Origin of the sequence: Eilatimonas milleporae (genome assembly GCF_003688555.1) — a bacterium.
GTDB lineage: Bacteria > Pseudomonadota > Alphaproteobacteria > Sphingomonadales > Kordiimonadaceae > Eilatimonas > Eilatimonas milleporae.
This window is the reverse complement of the sequence record NZ_REFR01000009.1, coordinates 38711-57620: the sequence shown is the minus strand read 5'-3', so window position 1 is coordinate 57620 and position 18910 is coordinate 38711. Positions and strand designations below refer to the sequence as shown.

Here is an 18910-nt window from a genome sequence, read left to right as displayed (position 1 = left end):
AATGATCTGGTGACTGATATTTGGTGGCTGGTGCGAACCGCTCGATGCAACGGGGGCATTTATCCTGGGACTGTCCGGCTGTCCGGCATGGCCGGCGGTTAGGAAAGTATCATGCTGGCGTCGCTCAGTATCCGTGACATTGTCCTCATTGACCGTCTTGATCTTGAGTTGTCCGACGGTTTGACCGTACTGACGGGCGAAACCGGGGCGGGGAAGTCCATCCTTCTGGACTCCCTGGCGCTGGCAACAGGGCGGCGCGCGGACAGGGCGCTTGTGCGCCAGGGAGCCGACCAGGGGGTGGTGACTGCTGAATTCACCATTGGACGGGGGCACGCCGCCTGCCGTTTTATTGAAGAACAGGGCCTCGACAGTAGTGCGGGACAGATCATTCTGCGCCGCCAGGTGACACGTGAAGGGCGCAGCCGGGCATGGATCAATGATCAGCCCGTCAGCCAGAGCCTTTTACGCGATATCGGCGATCTGCTTCTGGAAGTCCACGGGCAGCATGATGATCGCGGTCTGCTGGATGCGGCAGCGCACCGGGCATTGTTGGACGCTTTCGGACAGCTTGAGCCTGCCGTTCGTGATGTGGCGTACTGCTGGCGGCGTTTGAGTGCCGCCCGCCATGCGCAAGCCGAGGCGGAGGCAGATCTTGCTGCGGCCCGGCATGATGAGGATTATCTGCGCCACGCCGTCGACGAACTGGCCGCACTGGCACCGGAAACGGGCGAGGAAAAAAAACTCGCTGACAACCGTGCGGCCATGATGCAGGGACAGCAACTGGCCGGCGATTTACAGTCTTTCTCGGAAATATTGACCGGCGGCGCCGATGGCGGTGTGGATGCCACTGTCCGTGGGATTCTGCGCCGTATGGAGCGACTGGATCAGGGAGCGCAGGACCGCCTGGCACCTGTCATTGCTGCGCTTGACCGTGCCGCAATCGAATTGGATGAGGCCATCGGCGCACTGGATACCGTGACCGGGGATCTGGAGTTCGATCCCGCAGTGTTGGAAATGGCGGAGGAAAGGCTGTTTGAAGTCAGGCGCCTGGCGCGCAAGCACGATTGCGAGGCTGATGCCTTGGCATCCCTGCTGGATGGCTTGAAGGAACGCCTGGCCCGGCTTGAAGCAGGGGACGATGCCGTCCGAGCCGCAGCTGAAGCCGTTGCCGCCGCCGATGCGGATATGCGCGATAAGGTCATGGTCTTACGTACCTTGCGCCATGAGGCCGCGAAACAACTGGATGCGGCGGTGACGGCCGAACTGGCCCCTCTGAAACTGGATAAGGCGGTTTTCCGGACCCGTGTCGAGCCGTTGGATCCGGCGGATTGGGGCGCGTCCGGCGGTGACCGGGTGGAATTTGTTGTCCAGACAAATCCATCAACGCCCTTCGGTCCGCTTGTCAAGATCGCCTCGGGCGGGGAACTGGCCAGGTTTATTCTGGCGTTGAAGATCGTTCTGGCGCAGGGGGCCGGGGCTCCGGTCATGGTGTTTGATGAAGTGGATCGCGGGATTGGCGGTGCCACGGCTGATGCCGTGGGAGAACGCCTGAGCCGTCTGGCGGCCCGTGCCCAGGTGCTGATTGTGACCCACAGCCCGCAGGTGGCGGCCCGCGGTGACAGTCATTTCAGAATCGCCAAAACCGACCGGTCCGGAACGACCCATACAGACGTCAGTCTTTTATCCCTCCCGGAACGGAAGGAAGAAATTGCACGCATGCTGTCGGGTGCGGAAATCAGCAGGGAAGCCCGTGCTGCGGCCGATAGGCTGTTGAAGGGCGAGACAGGGCGCGCGCAGGCAGGATAGGGCAATGCAGGATACCAGTAAGATTGCGGTGGACCGTTTGACGGAAGAGGACGCGCGGAGAGAACTCGCCCGGCTCGCCATGGAAATCCGCCTGCATGATCATGCCTATTATGGTGAAGACGCTCCTGTTATCACCGATGCCGCCTACGATGTTCTCAGAGCCCGTAACACGGCGATTGAAAACCGCTTTCCCGCCCTGATGCGTCAGGACAGCCCGTCCGTGCGGGTCGGAACACCGGTGCAGTCCAGATTTTCCAAGGTACAGCACGCCCGGGCCATGCTGTCATTGGATAATGTGTTTGATACAGCTGATGTGGCCGATTTTGTCGCCCGTGTCCGCCGGTTTCTGGGGCTGGAGGAGACGGAAATCGTAGCCCTGACGGCCGAACCGAAAATCGACGGATTGTCTCTGTCCTTACGATATGAAAAGGGAGCCCTCGTTCAGGCGGCCACGCGGGGGGACGGTACGGAAGGCGAGAATGTCACGGTCAACGCCCGCACTATTGCCGATATTCCCGAGAGACTTGCTGGCGATGTGCCATCCGTTTTTGAAGTACGCGGCGAAGTCTATATGGCGAAAAGCGATTTTTTGAAGCTGAATGACGAACAGGAAGCAAAAGCCGCCAAGGTGTTCGCCAATCCACGCAATGCCGCGGCCGGGTCTCTCAGGCAGTTGGATGTATCGATCACGGCTGCCCGCCCCTTGCGGTTTTTCGCCTATGGCTGGGGGGAGGTCTCCGAACTGCCGGCCGATACCCAGTTCGGTGTCATGGAAACCATTGCCGCATGGGGGTTTCAGACCGATCCTCTCTTGCGTCTGTGCGAGAGTGTTGAGGCCGTACTGGAACAGTACCGGACGATCGAGACGGCGCGGGCCGCACTTGATTACGATATTGACGGTGTCGTCTATAAGGTCAATCGGCTGGACTGGCAATCCCGGCTTGGTTTCGTTGCACGGGCACCGCGCTGGGCAACGGCGCATAAATTCCCCGCTGAGCAGGCGCAGACCGTGCTTGAAAACATCGATATTCAAGTGGGGCGTACAGGGGCACTGACACCGGTTGCGAAACTGACGCCGGTCACGGTGGGTGGGGTGGTGGTCTCGAACGCCACATTGCACAATGCCGATGAAATTGCCCGTCTGGACGCCCGCATCGGTGACACGGTGATTGTGCAGCGTGCCGGCGATGTGATTCCCCAGATCGTGCGGGTCATGACCGAAAAACGACCGGAAACCGCCAGGCCTTTCCAGTTTCCCGAGACGTGTCCGGCCTGCGGTTCGCACGCCACGGCCGAGGGCGATGACATTGTCGTACGGTGCACAGGGGGACTTATCTGTCCCGCGCAAAGAGTGGAAAGGCTGAAACATTTTGTTTCCCGCGATGCCTTTGACATTGAAGGCATGGGCCAGAAACAGATTGAACTGTTTTTTGAGAAGGGCTGGTTGGCGGAGCCGGCCGATATTTTTGCCCTTAAGGCCAGGAGCGATGCTTCCGATACGCCTCTCAACGGTTGGGAGGGCTGGGGCGATCAAAGTGCGCATAATTTGTTTGCGGCCATTGATGCGCGTCGCACCATTGATTTTGATCGCTTTTTATTTGCTCTGGGCATCCGCCACATTGGTCAGCAGACGGCCAAAACCCTTGCCAGGACCTATGGCACGATGGACGCACTGGTGGCTGCGATGGATGGTATCGTTGGTGGCGATGAAGCCGCACATGCCGACCTGCTCGCCATCGATGGGATCGGCGGCAAGATGGCCGATGCCTTTATCCAGTTTTTTGCCGAAAGCCATAACCGTGAAAGCATCGGTCACCTTCTTGCCGTGGTGACGGTGAAACCATTGGAAGTCGTATCCGAGGATAGTGCCGTAGCGGGCAGGGTTGTCGTCTTCACAGGCAATCTGGAAACCATGACGCGGGCCGAGGCCAAGGCACGGGCCGAAAGTCTGGGGGCGAAGGTATCGGGGTCCGTGTCGGCACGGACCGATTATGTGGTGGCGGGCCCCAAGGCGGGATCGAAATTGACCAAGGCGCAATCTTTGGGTGTAACGGTTCTCAGCGAACAAGACTGGCTGTCGATGATTGGAGCCTGACAGCCGGTGTTGGGCGGGCGGTACCGATGAACGCCGAAAGACCAGTCCGCCCATACGCTCGTATGGGTATCACGAAAGTCTCATATAAACCGATATCTTCTCACTCATTCGTTATCGAAGGGTGTTTTGTATAATGGCATGCATTTTTTGCATGCCTTATTTGCGATTTCTTCATCTTCTCAAAAAACGGTGCCCGACTCATATAGGCAACAGGTTTGGCATAAGACGCGAGGAGATAGAAAATGCAAGATGCCGTTCAGACGAATGTCGAGGTTTTGGAGGCCTACAGTTTCATGGGGCTCTTGGCTGCGGAAGGTCAAATCCCTAACGCGGTCAGTGCTCCGCTGAAGGGCGAGGGTAACAGCATACCCGCAGATCGCCGGTTTCAGGGCACGTTGAATGCCCTTGGTACCGTTCGTGACGCTCAGGCGGCAGCTGCATAAGCGGCCCAAAAGGGCCGCTTGTAAATCATGCAACGGTCCTGCAAATCCTATTTGGCTGGCTTTTGAAGGGTAAGAGCCAGCCACTCCCCTTTTACCAGTCGGTCGACCGGTTGCAGGCTGGTTTTTTTGTAGGCATCAAGCACGTCATCGGTCTGAAAAGTCATCAATCCGGAAAGGATCAGTGTCCCACCTGTGCGCAGGTGCCGCTCAATATCTCCGGACAATTTGATCAGTGGCCCTGCCAGTATGTTGGCCACGATCAGATCAAAAGGGCCTTCCTGCCCGAAAATCGTATCCTCCAGCCCATCCGCCACGATGGCGTCGATACTGCCTGATCTTTCTCTGGATAGACGGGTTTTGGCACGGTTCAGGATGAAATTTTCACAGGCCACATCAATCGAAGTGGCATCGATATCGCTTGCCAGGATATGGGCCTTTGGCCAAAGGCGATGCGCTGCAATCGCCAGCAAGCCGGACCCGGTGCCGAGATCAAGGATACAATCCGGTCTCAGCGTTTCAGACAGGGCATCCAGCACCGTGAGACAGGCCCAGGTGGTTTCATGTCGCCCGGTACCAAAGGCCTGACCGGCATCGATCTGGATCGGGTCCGTTCCACCCGGTATTTTATCCGCGTCGTGTGCACCGTGGACGAAGAAACGCCCGGCCCGGATGGGGGGCTGTTGCCTTTGACTTTCAGCCACCCAGTCTCTTTTTTCTATGTATCCGGCGTCGTGCGGCCAGTTTTCCAGTGCCAGTGCTTTCACAATGCGTTCAAGAAAGCCGCTGTCCGGCTTTTCGGCAAAAAACAGATCGACCCGCCACAAGGGGCTGCCTTCCTGTTCGAAGGCGGATATGACCGGCGGTTCGATCCCTTCGCGGTCGGCTAGAAATGACACTGTTTCATCCAAGTGGATGACGGTGTCTTCCGCCATATCGCCGGATATCTGCCATACCTGATCGATCACCGGTTCTGATCCTTCATTCCAGGCGGGTCCTTTTCCTAGACGGTATCGGCGGATTTGACAAACTGGTCCATGACCCGCTTGTCCCCTGCCTTGTCAAAGCGGATAAGAAGCTTGGTGCCTTCAACATCCTCTACGGTGCCATAGCCGAATTTGTCATGGAAAACCCGTTCTCCCACCGCGAAGGGGCTGACCGTGCGCGTCGTCTCGGCTTTCTGTGTCAGAACCGGCGCTCGACGTTTGTGTGTTTTCTGCAATTGGCTCTGCGCGCGCTTCCAGCCGGGGCCGTATTTATCGTCCCCGTAAGAAACATCCTGTTTGGCCTCGTAGGGTGCCGTATTCGCCATATCGGCGAAACTGTCATCCGCATCGCCCCAGCTGCCCGAGCCCCAGCCGCCCCGTGCCGCGCGGTTGCTGTTGCCATACAATCCCTGCGCTGTATCCGTTTCCACATGCGTGACAGGTAAATCGTCCAGAAAGCGGCTGGGAAGACTGGCCTGCCACTGGCCGAAAACCTGCCGGTTGCCGGCAAAGAAAATATGTGCCCGTTGCCTGGCCCGTGTCAGGCCGACATAGGCAAGGCGCCGCTCTTCCTCTAGCGCTTTTAGGCCGGCTTCATCAAGACTGCGCTGGTTCGGAAAAATACCTTCCTCCCATCCGGGCAGGAAAACAGTGTCAAATTCCAGCCCCTTGGCCGAGTGCAGCGTCATGACGGAGACTTTTTCTCTTTCGTCATTTTCGTCATTGTCCATGACCAGGGCGATATGTTCCAGAAACCCGGCAAGATTCTCGAATTCGCCGATGGCTGTGACAAGCTCTTTCAGGTTGTCCAGCCGCCCCGGCGCATCCGGTGATTTATCCTGTTGCCACATTCCCGTATAGCCGGATTCCTCCAGCACCATTTCAGTGACGTGGGCATGATTTTCCGTGGCCAGGGCTTCCCGCCAGCGGTCGAAATCATCCATCAGTCCGGTCAGAGACCGGCGTGCCTGCGGCCGCAACTGATCCATCAGGTCCGGATGCCGCGCCGCACGTGTCAGAGGCAGGCTGTGTTGTCTGGCCACCCCATGCAGTTTTTGTAACGCCGCGCTGCCAAGGCCGCGTTTCGGTACATTTATGATCCGTTCAAAGGCAAGATCATCGCTGGGCTGTGCAATCACACGCAAATAAGCCATCGCATCGCGGATTTCCGCCCGTTCGTAAAACCGCGGTCCTCCGACAACGCGGTAGGGCAGGCCAAGGGTGATAAGCCTTTCCTCAAATTCCCGGGTCTGGAAACCGGCGCGCACCAGTATGGCGATATCATTCAGGCCATGGCCTTTTGTCTGTAGGGATTCGATTTCGTCCCCGATGGCGCGTGCTTCTTCCGGGGCATCCCAGACCCCGCTGACCCTGACCGGTTCGCCATTGCCGGCATCGGTCCAAAGGGTCTTGCCCAACCGGCCTTCATTGGCGGCGATCAGGGCGGATGCGGCTCCCAATATATGTCCTGTGGAGCGGTAATTCTGTTCCAGGCGCACCACTTCGGCCCCGGGAAAGTCCTGACTGAAGCGCAGGATGTTGCCGACTTCCGCGCCGCGCCAGCCATAGATCGACTGGTCGTCATCTCCGACGCAGCAAATATTGTGTTTTGCCGGTTGGGCGCCGCCGGTGTTCTGTGCCAGTAACCGCAGCCACAGATATTGTGCCACATTGGTGTCCTGATACTCGTCCACCAGAATATACCGGAACTGGCGGTGATACTGCGCCAGTATGTCGGGGTGTTTTTGGAACAGACGGATGACATGTAGCAGCAGGTCGCCGAAATCGCAGGCATTCAGCGTCTGCAGGCGGGCCTGATAGGCTGCATACAGCTTGCCCCCCAGCCCGTTGGCAAAAGCCTGCGTTTCATCTCCCGGCAACTGTTCAGGACTGAGAGCGCGGTTTTTCCACCGGTCGATCAGGCTGGCTAGGATTCGGGCCGGCCAGCGTTTGTCGTCGATATTTTCCGCTGCCAGAAGCTGCTTCAGCAGACGAATCTGGTCGTCTGTATCCAGTATGGTGAAATTTGAATTGAGACCCGCCAGTTCTGCATTGCGCCGCAATATTCGCACGCATATGGCATGAAAGGTCCCGATCCAAAGCCCCTCCACCGGATGTCCAAGCAGACGCGATGTCCTTTCCTGCATCTCCCGTGCCGCCTTGTTTGTGAAGGTAACGGCCAGAATTTGCGATGGGTGGCGGACGTGTCCTGATGCGATCAAATGGCCTATCCGGGTTGTCAGCACCCGTGTTTTGCCGGTGCCGGCGCCGGCCAGCACCAGAAGCGGACCCTCCACCTTCAGAACAGCTTCGCGTTGCGGTGGGTTGAGCCCCTCCAGATAGAGCGGTTGTCCCCGCTCGGCGTCTGCCTTTGGCGCCGTTTGCCGCGGGGATGGATTGTTGTGATGCTCGGCGGGATCATGCGTCATGAAGGCGTCTATAACAGGTGGCCGCGACCGGCGCCAGCAGTCAGACTAGGGGCCGTTGCATATCTGCGGAGCGGCCGGCTCCGCGACGATATAGAATGGTAAGAATGCCCTTGGCATGGCGGGGCAGGGCTCAGCGCCGTGTCGTGCCGTCAACACCGTCGTCATTTCCCTGGCTTTCCAAAAGGGCCCTATTGTAGGCCCGCATGACATCCCGGTCACGCACCAGGCCGACAACGACACCTTTATGCGATGGACTGGTGACAGTCAGAATGTCTTCACCGCTTGTATCGAACAGTTTCAGTGCAACTTCCAATGCGTCGCTGGCTTTCACATTTGGCCGGCTGCTCATGAAAGCGGAAACCGGTTGGTTCAGGGCGTCATCATTGTCGCGGCCCGTTGGCAGGTCGCTCAATGACAGCGTACCGGTCATGTGGCCTTCGGTATCTGTGATAACCAACAGCGACCCACCCTGCAGGAAAAGCCGGGCGCGGGCTTCATGCAATGGCGTGTTTTCCTGTAATGTCGCAAAGTCCCGTGTCATATGATCCGCCACCCGGCTGGACCTGAGAAGATAACTGGCGCGTCCGCCCACCAGATAAACACCCCGTCTGACAAGCTGGGAATGAAAGAAGGAATCCTGATTGAAAAGACGCGTGCACAGGCTGGCGACGGCGGCGGCCGTCATGACCGCAATGGTCGCCTTATAGTCGCCTGTAATCTCGAATACGATCAGGCTGGTGGAGATGGGAGCGCCGAGCACGGCGGATGTCACGGCCCCCATGCCGACAATGGCATACAGTCCGTGTTCAGAGGCAAGGGCGGGAAAGACCTTGGCCGCGGCCAACCCGAAACTGGCGCCGGCCATAGCGCCAATGAAAAGTGACGGGCTGAACACCCCGCCCGCGAAACGTCCGACAAGGGAAATGGTGGTCGCGGCGATCTTCGCCAGGATCAGCGGTATCAGAAGACTTAAATCATAAGCACCGTTTATGGCGCGGTTGGTCGCCTCATAGCCGACGCTGAGAATTTCGGGAAAGACAAGAGAAATCAGTCCGATCAGCAGTCCGGCCAGTCCCGGCAGAAGCCAGACGGGGATAGAGGCCAAATACCTTTCCCGCATCGTTTCCGTGATGCTGATGCTGCGCATGAAGATGATGGCGATGCCGGCGCTCAGCAGTCCCAGCAGTATAAAGGCCGGAAATTCAAGAACGCTTGCGGAGGCGTATTCAGCCACGGCGAAAGCGGGATAATCCCCCAGATGGGCGCGGCTGACCAGCGTGCCGGCAATAGCGGATACGACTATGGGAGCAAAGGCATGCAAGGCATAATGACCAAGAATGACTTCCAGTGCGAAAAATACGCCTGCGATGGGTGCGTTGAAAGATGCCGCGACCGCTGCGGCAACGCCGCAGCCAAGCAGGGTGCGGCGCATGGGGGGATTCAGATGCAGATGTTCGGACAGGGCGCTGGACAAGGTCGCACCCAGATGCACAACAGGTCCCTCCCGGCCTGTGGAGGCGCCAACACCCAGACTGGCTATAGTGGCGGCGGCACTCATCAGGCCGTCTTTCAGGTCGACCCTGCCATCGCGCAGGGCCGCGGCCTCGATCACGTCCGGTACTCCGCGTGCGCTTTTCCCGTCGATGAAGCGGATAACCTGCCCGATCACCAGACCGCCCAGTGTCGGAACCAGTAACAAATGCCACCATGCCAGTCCACGTGCACCTGTTGCCAGTTGGGCTTCTCCAACGCCGTATGTCACGCCGAGCAGAATATCGATCGCCAGATAGAAGCCGATGGCCGCATATCCTGCCGCCAATCCGGTCAGGGCCGCGAGAATGAGAAAAACCGCATGGGTACGCCTGCCACCGGCGACAAACCTGCGCAAATGGTCCGTGACCGAACTGTCGCGTGGGCCATTCACGCTATCATCCCCATATCCATATGGATATATTGACGACCGGTTTCGTGCATGATCCCCCCATTGTCCATGCCCAATCGGTTTTTGTACCGGCTCATTGAGCTTTTGCGTCCATTTTAGAGCAAGGAAAATTGCCGCGTTAAGGAAAAAGCGTCATGCCCCTGCCGCATTCATGGGTAAAGTCTCTGGCAAGAGGGTGTTCCGGTAAACTGGTATGGTTGGCACCGTCTGATATTCTTATATATCCAGGCACCTTGGAAAGTTTATCAAACCCGGTATTTTAAAGGAGCGTTAGGACCATGACACGCTGGTTTGTCCGAATTGTCCTTGGTCTTGTAGGGCTGGTCCTGGCGCTTGCTATCGCAGTGACGTTCGTCGACTGGAACAGCTACCGGGACCGTATCGCAAGGGCCGTATCGGACCAACTGGGTCTGGCGGTAAGGCTGGGCGGCGAAATTCGCCTGTCCTTGCTGCCGGGGCCGGCTTTTGCCGCTGAAGCTGTCTCTATTTCCGCGCCTCTCAGTGGTGAACCGGTCGCGGTGGCTGACCGGATCGCCGTTGACCTTGATCTTTTTGATCTGCTCCAGGGACAGGTCAGTATCGGTAGTCTTGAACTGGACGGTGTTTCCCTGACGGTTGAGCAGGTGGCGGGTGCATGGCAGGTGCGCGGCTGGCCGGTTGCAGACGGGGCGCAGAACGGGACACAGAGCAGTGACGCCGGTGCCAACGGGATCAGCATTGGTGCCCTGAAATTGCGCAATGGGCGCCTTTCCGTCATCAGGCCGGACGCGGCGCCCATATTGCTGGAGACTATCGGCGGTACGCTCAGCGGGACATTGCCGACAGGACCATTGGACTGGGCTGTTGGATTCGCGGTGGGTGGTGAAGAGGTGGCTGTGTCCGGGCGCCTGCGACCGGTCCCCATATCTGATACGCAGCCTGAGGATAGCCGCACTGCCGGCACCGAGCTGTCCGTTCGCACCGACATCGTTCTTGGCGGTACTGTTATGACGATTTCGGGACGTCTGCTGGACGATGGTGGCTTGAATGGCCGTATGGTGCTCGAAGGCGACAACCTATCTGATCTCATGGCACGCGGGACACGCCTCGCCAGTGCGGTGATGGCCGGAGATGAGGATACAACCCCATCAAAGCCTCTTGGGCCGAATATACCCCACAAGCTGGATATGCAGGTGGAGCGGCGCGGAAATGTCACGCGCCTTGTCAGCCGGACGCTCAGCCTCGGTGAGACGTCGGGTAATCTGGATCTGACCATTGTCGAACGCGACAAACTGCATCTCGCGGGAACACTGGCCTTGGGAATTCTGGATATTGGACCTTGGTTGCAGGGAACTGAAGAAGCGCGGGACAATACGACAGGACGTTCCGGTGAGGATTCTCAGGCCGGCGAGGATGCTCGGGAAAGTGACATCGTCTTGCCGTTTGCCGGTACATTGGATGTCAGTGTCGAGGGGATCGCGCTTTATGGCGGGGTCGTACAGCAACTTGATGCCGGATTTGCATTCAGGGATGACCGGATCGCCCTGACACGCGGACAGGCACTTATGCCCGGCGGAACCAGCCTGTCGCTTGCCGGTGATGTTTTCTTGTCCACCGGGCGTTTGTTCAGCGGCACATTAAATGTGGACAGTGGCAATCTGCCGGACCTTATAAAATGGGCCGGCCTGTCCATTCCCGGCGATGTCCGCCCCGGTCGGCTGGCAACAGCCCGACTTGCCGCCGGTGTCGATATTACGGATGACGACTGGCAGCTGTCCGGTATCAAGGGACAGATTGATACCAGCCGCTTTGCCGGCGGTGCCATCGGCAGTATGAACGGTACTGTCCGCCAGATACAGCTGACCGTCAGTGACGTTAATCTGGATGCTTATCTTGATGACGATATGATTCGCGACGCTCTTTCTGAAAGTGAAGAGAGCGCATCCTCTGATCGCCCGGATACGCTGCATGCCGATGCCCCGGGCACTGTGAATCTGGCCTTTCCCTGGGCCGAGGATACCGGTACGGACATAATGTTTGATGTCAATATGGTACATTGGCGGGGCCGCCGTTACGACCGTTTGCGTGCTGAAGCGTTATTGCTGCCGGACGGAGTCCAAATCGAAACAGTCAGCCTTGAAGAGGGGAACGGCCGCCTTGCTCTGCGAGGGTCCATTTCACGGCGGGCAGACAGACAAAACACGCCAAAAAGTAACGGTGTGGACTGGGGGCTGACAGCCAATCTGAGTGTGGAGCGTTGGACTCTTCCCCTCTTGCGGGCCCATTTACCGGAAAGCCTGCCTTATCTGGACGCGCTGGGGGCGAAGGCCATCAGTGGCGGCATGACCTTGCAAGGGGATTCCCGTCAAATGCGTGTCTCGGTCGAGACAAGTCTGCTGCCCGAGGCACAGGATGGTGAAGCGGCGCGTCTGGCCTTGAACGGTGATATTTCCATGCTGCCCGAAGCCGGTAATCTTTCCGGGTTTGACCTGCAGGGCCAACTGGATCATGCGGATTTGGCTCCTCTTGCCCGTCTTATGGGGGCCGATATGGTGCAGTCCGTGCCTGTGGATGTGACGTTCACGGCTGTCAGTGCTCCTCAACCGGCGACCGGCCCTGCGGGGGGTGCCCCCCGCCAGCCTGTGCAATTGCGTATCAGTGGGGCATTGGCTGGTGGGCAGATGACGGTATCCGGTGTGGTCGACGACGGTGCGGACCTGGCATTGACATACACTCACCCCACGGCTGTGAACGCTACCAGCCAACTGATGCCGTTGATGCCGCTCGCAGACGAAATGGCGCCGCTCAGTCTTGAGGCGCGTCTGATCGGTGACGCGGCGGCTGGCGACGATGATGGGGCTGTCGCAAACTGGTCGCTACAGGATGTCATCCTGCGCAACGGTGCGGGCAGCGTATCGGGTATGCTGGGTTTGCGGGATGGCCGCAATCTGTCGGGCCGGCTGGCCGTGGCCGGTCTGGACGTTTCCTCATTGTCCGCCGGCCATGATGGTGCACCGGTTACCGGTGACGCCGCTGCGGAGCCAACGCGTCTGTCCGCATCGCTGTCACCTCTTGAAGACATGCGCGGTACAGTGGCGTTGACTTTGCAGACTATCACCTTGTACGGGCAGCGTTTAACAGCGCCGAATGCCGCCCTGATACTGACGGGACAGACTGTGCGCCTTTCGCTGGGGGAAGGGGCGCAATTGAATGATGGGACACTCACGGGCGATGTCGTTGTATCCGGCGGTTCGACGCCGGGTTTTACCGGCAATCTCAGCGCTAGCCGAATCGACTTGGCGGCGGCGTTAACCGGCAGCGGCCTGCGTCCGGTCTTAAGCGGGCAGGCCCAGGCCCAGATGGACCTTGGGGCCCGGGGGGATACGGTCAATGACATGATTGCGGCACTGACCGGTGAGGTCACGGTCACGGGGTATGCCGGCAGTCTGAATTTTCTGGGTGTTCCCGGACTGGTCCGGAGTATTGAAAATGCTGATTCCCCACGTGCTTTTCTGGGCGGTATCGGTGGTTTTCTCAAAGACGGGGAAAGTCGTTTCACTGCAATGGAGACCCGCATCACCCTGGATGAAGGGGTGGCACTTATTGAACGTTTTGGTGCTGAAGGTGACTGGGGTCAGTTCAATTTGGACGGACAGGTCAATTTGGCTGATGCTCTTATGGATATTCGCGGCCAACTGTCCCTGTCGCGGCCGTTGGACGCACCGGCTATTCCTGTCCGTTATCAAGGGCCGCTATCCGGTCCTTCCGTCACATGGCAAAGCCGTCTGTTGGAACGTTTTGTGCTGGCGGGAATTGAACGCAAATTACGTGCGACCTTGCTGAACCGTTTTGAGACCCAGGATGCTGCCGCTCAGACACCCGCCGAGACCAATCCGGGAGCAGCCGTGTTTGGTCGTGCTTTTGATGTCCTGAAAAAGCTGCAGGAGCAGCAGAAGGCTCAGAAGCAAAAGAACAATACAAAGGAAGATGACCGGGATGGCACAAATTAGACAATGGGTGGCTCGTGACCGTCCGTGGTATTTTTGATCGTATCATGGCGGTCTGTGACTGCGGCTTCCAGTTCCTGCAGGACGAAGCTGCGCAATGCCCCTGACAGGGATCCCGTACGGGCCTCGTCCAGCCGGCGGATCAGTTCATTCACCGACAGCCCGCGATCTGCTGCCAAACTGCGCAAATGTCGCCAGAAAGCCCGTTCCAGCGAGATCGATGTGCGGTGTCCCGCAATGGTAACGGAATGCTTTTCCAGTCGTGCCTCATCCAGATTTAGCATTCCGATACCCATGGCCGATAAAGCTGATCAGATGTCTTTGAAGAAATCGTTGCCTTTGTTGTCAACCACGATAAAGGCGGGGAAGTCGACCACATCGATTTTCCATATGGCTTCCATTCCCAATTCCTCGAAATCCAGGACTTCGACCTTTTTGATATTATTCTGTGCCAGGATAGCCGCTGGCCCGCCAATGGACCCCAGGTAAAACCCGCCATGTTCGGCGCAGGCTTTCGTGACGTCACGACTGCGGTTGCCTTTGGCAAGCGTGACCATTGACCCGCCCAACGCCTGAAACGGCCCGACATAAGCATCCATTCGGCCCGCTGTTGTCGGCCCGAAGGAACCGGACGCATATCCTTCCGGCGTTTTGGCGGGGCCTGCGTAATAGATGATATGGTCTTTGAAATAATCCGGCATGGGGGCACCGGCTTCGATTTGTTGCTGGATGCGGGCGTGCGCCAAATCCCGTGCCACTACGATTGTGCCGGTCAGCGAAAGGCGCGTCTTTATCGGGTATTTGCTCAATTCCGTCAGAATTTCGCTCATTGGCCGGTCAAGATTGACCGGCACCACGTGATCCGACAAATCGTTTTCCGCAATCTCGGGCAGATATTTCGACGGGTCTGTTTCCAGTTGCTCCAGGAAAATGCCGTCAGGCGTGATCTTGGCCTTGGCCTGACGATCTGCCGAGCATGACACGCCGATGCCGATGGGCAGACTGGCACCGTGGCGTGGCAGTCGGATCACCCTCACATCGTGGCAGAAATATTTGCCGCCGAATTGCGCTCCTATCCCCATATTGCGTGTCATGTCATGGATTTTGGCTTCCATCTCGACGTCACGAAAGGCACGGCCTGTTTCATCCCCCTCTCGGGGCAGCGTATCCAGATCGCGCGTGGATGCCTTTTTCACGACAGACAGATTCTGTTCTGCCGAAAGACCGCCGATCACCACAGCCAGGTGATAAGGCGGGCAGGCGGAAGTTCCCAGCGTTTTGATCTTTTCATCCAGAAACGCCAGCAGTTTGTCTTCTCTCAGCAGGGCCGGGGTTCCCTGATAGAGGAAAGATTTGTTGGCGCTTCCGCCGCCTTTTGCAATGAAGAGAAAATGGTATTCATTTCCTGTGGTGGCATACAGGTCGATCTGTGCCGGTGTGTTATTCTTGGTGTTCTTTTCCCGGAACATGCTCAGGGGCGCCATCTGACTGTAACGAAGATTGGTTTCGGTATAGGTACGCATCACCCCTTTGGTCAGAGGCGCTGCGTCGTCTCCGTCTGTCCAGACATTCTGCCCCTTTTTACCAATGATGATGGCTGTGCCCGTATCCTGGCAGCCTGGCAACACCCGTCCTGCGGCAATATTGGCGTTTTTCAGGAGTTCCAAGGCCACGAAATGGTCGTTTTCACTGGCTTCCGGATCGTCCAGAATGTTGCGTAACTGTTGCAAATGGCCGGGTCTGAGCAGATGGGCGATATCCGACATTGCCTCACGTGTCAGCAATTCCAGTCCCTCGTCGGCCACTTTCAAAATGGTTCTGCCATCCACTTCGATGGTGGAAACGAAATCGCCCGCGATCTTGCGGTAGCATGTGGTGTCTTCACCTGTCTGAAACAGCGGGCTGTATGACCATTGCGGTGTGGCATCTGCGGGCGTGGGGCTGGCGGTATCAGGCATCGGGGACTCCTTAACGCTGGCGTTTGGGTGTCAAATGCCAGCGTTATAGGGCCTAATCCGTCATTGGGAAAGGGGTGGCACTACAAAGACCGGGGAGAGCTTATTTCTTCCGGAAAGCATCCAGTGCGACAACATTGTTGCCGCCGGTATCATCGTCGCTGCCATCACCATTCCCATCCGGTTTCGAGCCGGCTTCGGGTTCGGTGATGGCATTGTCCGGTTCCTCGTCAGGCGCGGCATCGCGGTCCTGTGGTTCGTCGGTATCCGGTTGTGCCTGGAAAAAGGCATCATGTACGCCGCTGCCGGGAGCATCCTGCAAATCGGCGGCGGTCCCGTCGATGCCTTCTCCTTCTTCGCCATTTACAGAGCCGTCGTCGTGGAACTGCAAGGCGAACTGTACGCTCGGGTCGACAAAACCGACAATCGCTTCGAAGGGAATGACTAGATGTTCAGGTTTCTGATTGAAGGAGAGGCCAACCTCGAACCGGTCTTCCAGAACTTTCAGTCCCCAGAATTTGTGTTGCAGAACGATGGTCATTTCATCGGGGAAACGCTGCATCAGGTGACTGGGTACCGATACCCCGTCAGCCTGGGTTTTGAAAGCGATATAGAAATGATGCGTGCCTTTCAGGCCGTCGCGCGCTGCTTCCGTCAGGACGGAACGAACCACCTGTCTCAGGGCGTCCTGAACTTTCTTGTCATAATCGATATGCGTGTCGGTCATGCTTGTCCGTTGGCGGTTGCAGCGGCCCGTTCAGGCCATCAAAATCACTTTGCCGCCCCCTTATATCGACTTGACCCTTGACCGTGAAGAGGGAATTCTGCCGCTCATGCGGACAAGAGAAAAAGAGGCCGTTGATACGGTTGTCGCGGGTGGTGGTGTGGTCGGCCTGGCCATTGCCAAAGCCTTGGCGGAAGATGGACGCGAGGTTCTGCTGCTGGAAGCGGAAGAACGTACCGGCAGTGTCACGTCCAGTCGCAATTCCGGCGTGATCCACGCTGGGCTTTATTATCCGACGGGCAGTTTGAAGGCCCGTCTGTGCGTTCGGGGCAAGCATCTTCTATATGATTTCTGTGCCGCGCACGGTGTTGCGCATCGACGCTGCGGTAAACTGGTGGTCGCGGCCGGAATGTCCGAAATCACCGCGTTGGAGGCCCTGCAAGCCAAAGCGGTGGACAATGATGTTACAGACCTGACTATTCTGGATGCACATCAGGTCAGGGCCCTGGAGCCCGATGTGTCCGCGGTGGCCGCGATCCTCTCACCGTCCAGCGGCATAGTGGATCAGCACGAACTGATGCTGGCGATTGAAGGTGTGCTTGAAAATCGGGGTGGTATCATTGTACCGCGTGCGCCGGTTGTTGACGGTCGGGTGACCGGCGAAGGTATTGAACTGACGGTTGGCGGTGCCTCGGACATGCGCCTCAAGGCAAAACGGTTTGTGAATGCTGCGGGCCTCGGGGCACAGGGCCTGGCGGGCGTAATAACCGGGCATCCGCATCTGGATATTCCGCCTTTATATTATGCCAAGGGGCATTATTTTTCCCTGTCCGGTAAAAGTCCGTTTTCCCGCCTGATATACCCTTTGCCCGTGGATGGCAGTCTGGGTCTGCACGCCGGTCTGGATATGTCCGGCCAGATTCGTTTCGGCCCCGATATCGAATGGGTGGACGCGCCTGATTACAGTGTGCCCGATAGTCTCCGGGACAAGTTTGCCGTTTCAATCCGGCGTTATTGGCCGGCAGTGGACCCGGACCGTCTGTCGCCCGATTACGCCGGTATTCGCCCAAAGCTGGTTCCCAAGGGCGTGCCCAATGCCGATTTCTGTATTCTTGGTCCCGAGGACCATGGTGCAGGCGGTGTCGTGCACCTCTTCGGTATCGAAAGTCCCGGCCTGACATCGTCTCTTGCCATCGGCGAGTATGTCGCAGCGCTTCTGGGGGACTGAAATCTGTAGGGAAGCGATCAGGTCAGGTGGCCCGTTCTGTTGCTAGGTGGGCCAGCCCCCACCTGAAGATGTCAATCTTCAGGAATTCAGTAAATGCAGTTTACAGGAACCGCTTACGCGGCAACAGCAAACTCGACGTCGTTGTCGTTGGCATTTATCAAAGGTGGCCCATCACGGCGGAACCATGCCGGGCGAAAGGCTTACAGCGTTCTACACACGTCGATCCTGTTTCGCCCCCATCATCAACAGCCGCCATAATCCATGCTGTGCGCGGCTGCTGATGGTGGAGGCGCCGGGTACCGCCCCCGGGTCCGCTATATATACTGACTGCGCCGTTTATCGCCATAGCTGGCAAACCAGCCCTCCTAATATAGGCAAAGCTTTCAGGCATTTAAAGAGAAAGCGGCAAAAACGGTCCTTGATCGATGCGGCCGGACCACCCCGCCGCGCTTGCAGGCAGTGACGCACAGTTGATTTCTCACAGCGGACCGGTCTGTGGCAGACTGAAAATCCTGTTTCGAGTGGCTCCAGCAACCTGGTCGGCGCTCGATGGCGCCGGCCCGACAGGGAAGGAACAAGGCCATGATGACCGACGCGACTGTCATCACACCCCAACCATGGCGCTGGTCTGCGAAAACCGGTCCGCGCGGTAATATCCGCGAGGCGGTGGCCCTTTTCGATACTGAACGGGACATGCAGGCCGCCATTTACGATCTGGAAATCCGGGGGTTTGACCAGGCGGCGATTTCCCGTCCGCGCAGCATCAGTGAAATCAGCGGCATCCTGGGCCGGGACGTGACCTCGATGCGTGATCTGGAAGATGACGCCAGTGTGCCCCGGCGCGCCCATGTGGATGCAGCCAGTCGGATGAGCGGGCTAGGAGTTTTGATCTTTCTGCCGATTTACGTGCTTCTTCTGGCGGGTATCGGCGTTGCTTCGGCCAATGGCCTGGAAACGTGGCAATCCGTGGTGTTGACGATCTGGTTTGGTCTGTCGGGCGCCATTCTGGGCGGTTTGTATGCCGCTCAGCTCAAGCAGAGGATGGATCAGCGCCACCGACAGGAAAGGGCGCTGGGCGGATATCTGCTATGGGTGCGGACAGGCAACGGGTTACAAGACCGCATCGCGGTGGATGTGCTGAAACGTCACTCGGGTCGAGACGTCCATTTGCACGGCCCGGCCGATTGACGCTGGCGTATCCGGGCAGGGATCGCAACAATCTGAAATCCGGACCTTCGGAAGCATTGCGCTGTGCAGATTGTTCTGTGCCAGGTTTTTATTGTGCAATTTTTCCGTGTTATTCCCGGTTGCCATTTTGC

The 18910-nt window shown here is 57.9% G+C and carries 12 protein-coding genes and 1 other RNA gene; 6 read left to right on the top strand and 7 right to left on the bottom strand.

The window, feature by feature from the left end; genetic code table 11:
- The first annotated feature begins 111 nt into the window (after positions 1-111).
- The 3 genes from recN (at position 112) to BXY39_RS01140 (ending at position 4344) form a co-directional block, all read left to right on the top strand.
- On the top strand, positions 112-1806 hold the full coding sequence (gene recN / locus BXY39_RS01150; RefSeq protein ID WP_121937006.1) for a DNA repair protein RecN: 1695 nt from the start codon (positions 112-114) through the stop codon (positions 1804-1806).
- 4 nt (positions 1807-1810) lie between these two features.
- The gene (ligA, locus tag BXY39_RS01145; protein ID WP_121937005.1) at positions 1811-3901 is read left to right on the top strand and encodes an NAD-dependent DNA ligase LigA; all 2091 of its coding nucleotides are present in this window, start codon (positions 1811-1813) and stop codon (positions 3899-3901) included.
- 242 nt (positions 3902-4143) lie between these two features.
- Positions 4144-4344 carry a hypothetical protein gene (locus tag BXY39_RS01140; protein ID WP_121937004.1) on the top strand — a complete coding sequence of 67 codons (201 nt, stop codon included), beginning with the start codon at positions 4144-4146 and terminating at the stop codon, positions 4342-4344.
- 47 nt (positions 4345-4391) lie between these two features.
- Here the strand turns inward: BXY39_RS01140 and BXY39_RS01135 are convergent, their stop codons facing one another.
- The 3 genes from BXY39_RS01135 to BXY39_RS01125 all read right to left on the bottom strand — a co-directional run bounded on the left by BXY39_RS01135 (position 4392) and on the right by BXY39_RS01125 (position 9680).
- Complete coding sequence (locus BXY39_RS01135; protein ID WP_121937003.1) at positions 4392-5309, bottom strand: 50S ribosomal protein L11 methyltransferase; 918 nt, start codon at positions 5307-5309, stop codon at positions 4392-4394.
- Between the two features lie 35 nt (positions 5310-5344).
- Positions 5345-7756 (bottom strand): ATP-dependent helicase, encoded by a 2412-nt coding sequence (locus BXY39_RS01130; RefSeq protein WP_121937002.1) that lies wholly within the window; start codon positions 7754-7756, stop codon positions 5345-5347.
- A gap of 130 nt (positions 7757-7886) precedes the next feature.
- Entirely contained in the window at positions 7887-9680 is a 1794-nt protein-coding gene (locus tag BXY39_RS01125) for a chloride channel protein (protein ID WP_121937001.1), read from the bottom strand.
- Positions 9681-9976: 296 nt separating this feature from the next.
- On the opposite strand from BXY39_RS01125, the gene BXY39_RS01120 reads away from it, so the two are divergent.
- Positions 9977-13687 carry an AsmA family protein gene (locus BXY39_RS01120; RefSeq protein WP_121937000.1) on the top strand — a complete coding sequence of 1237 codons (3711 nt, stop codon included), beginning with the start codon at positions 9977-9979 and terminating at the stop codon, positions 13685-13687.
- On the opposite strand, the gene BXY39_RS01115 is transcribed toward BXY39_RS01120, so the two are convergent.
- From BXY39_RS01115 to BXY39_RS01105, 3 genes are all read right to left on the bottom strand, one after another.
- Complete coding sequence (locus BXY39_RS01115) at positions 13684-13968, bottom strand: ribbon-helix-helix domain-containing protein (RefSeq protein ID WP_245998934.1); 285 nt, start codon at positions 13966-13968, stop codon at positions 13684-13686. The genes BXY39_RS01120 and BXY39_RS01115 overlap by 4 nt on opposite strands.
- 27 nt (positions 13969-13995) lie before the next feature.
- The gene (locus BXY39_RS01110) at positions 13996-15642 is read right to left on the bottom strand and encodes a fumarate hydratase (protein WP_121936998.1); all 1647 of its coding nucleotides are present in this window, start codon (positions 15640-15642) and stop codon (positions 13996-13998) included.
- 100 nt (positions 15643-15742) lie between these two features.
- Entirely contained in the window at positions 15743-16366 is a 624-nt protein-coding gene (locus BXY39_RS01105) for an SspB family protein (protein ID WP_121936997.1), read from the bottom strand.
- Positions 16367-16472: 106 nt separating this feature from the next.
- On the opposite strand from BXY39_RS01105, the gene BXY39_RS01100 reads away from it, so the two are divergent.
- On the top strand, positions 16473-17591 hold the full coding sequence (locus tag BXY39_RS01100; RefSeq protein WP_121937677.1) for an NAD(P)/FAD-dependent oxidoreductase: 1119 nt from the start codon (positions 16473-16475) through the stop codon (positions 17589-17591).
- A gap of 25 nt (positions 17592-17616) precedes the next feature.
- Here BXY39_RS01100 and ssrA read toward each other — a convergent pair.
- Positions 17617-17991: a transfer-messenger RNA gene (gene ssrA, locus BXY39_RS01095) on the bottom strand.
- 182 nt (positions 17992-18173) lie between these two features.
- Here ssrA and BXY39_RS01090 point away from each other — a divergent pair.
- Entirely contained in the window at positions 18174-18779 is a 606-nt protein-coding gene (locus tag BXY39_RS01090; protein ID WP_121936996.1) for a fatty acid desaturase family protein, read from the top strand.
- Positions 18780-18910 lie beyond the last annotated feature (131 nt).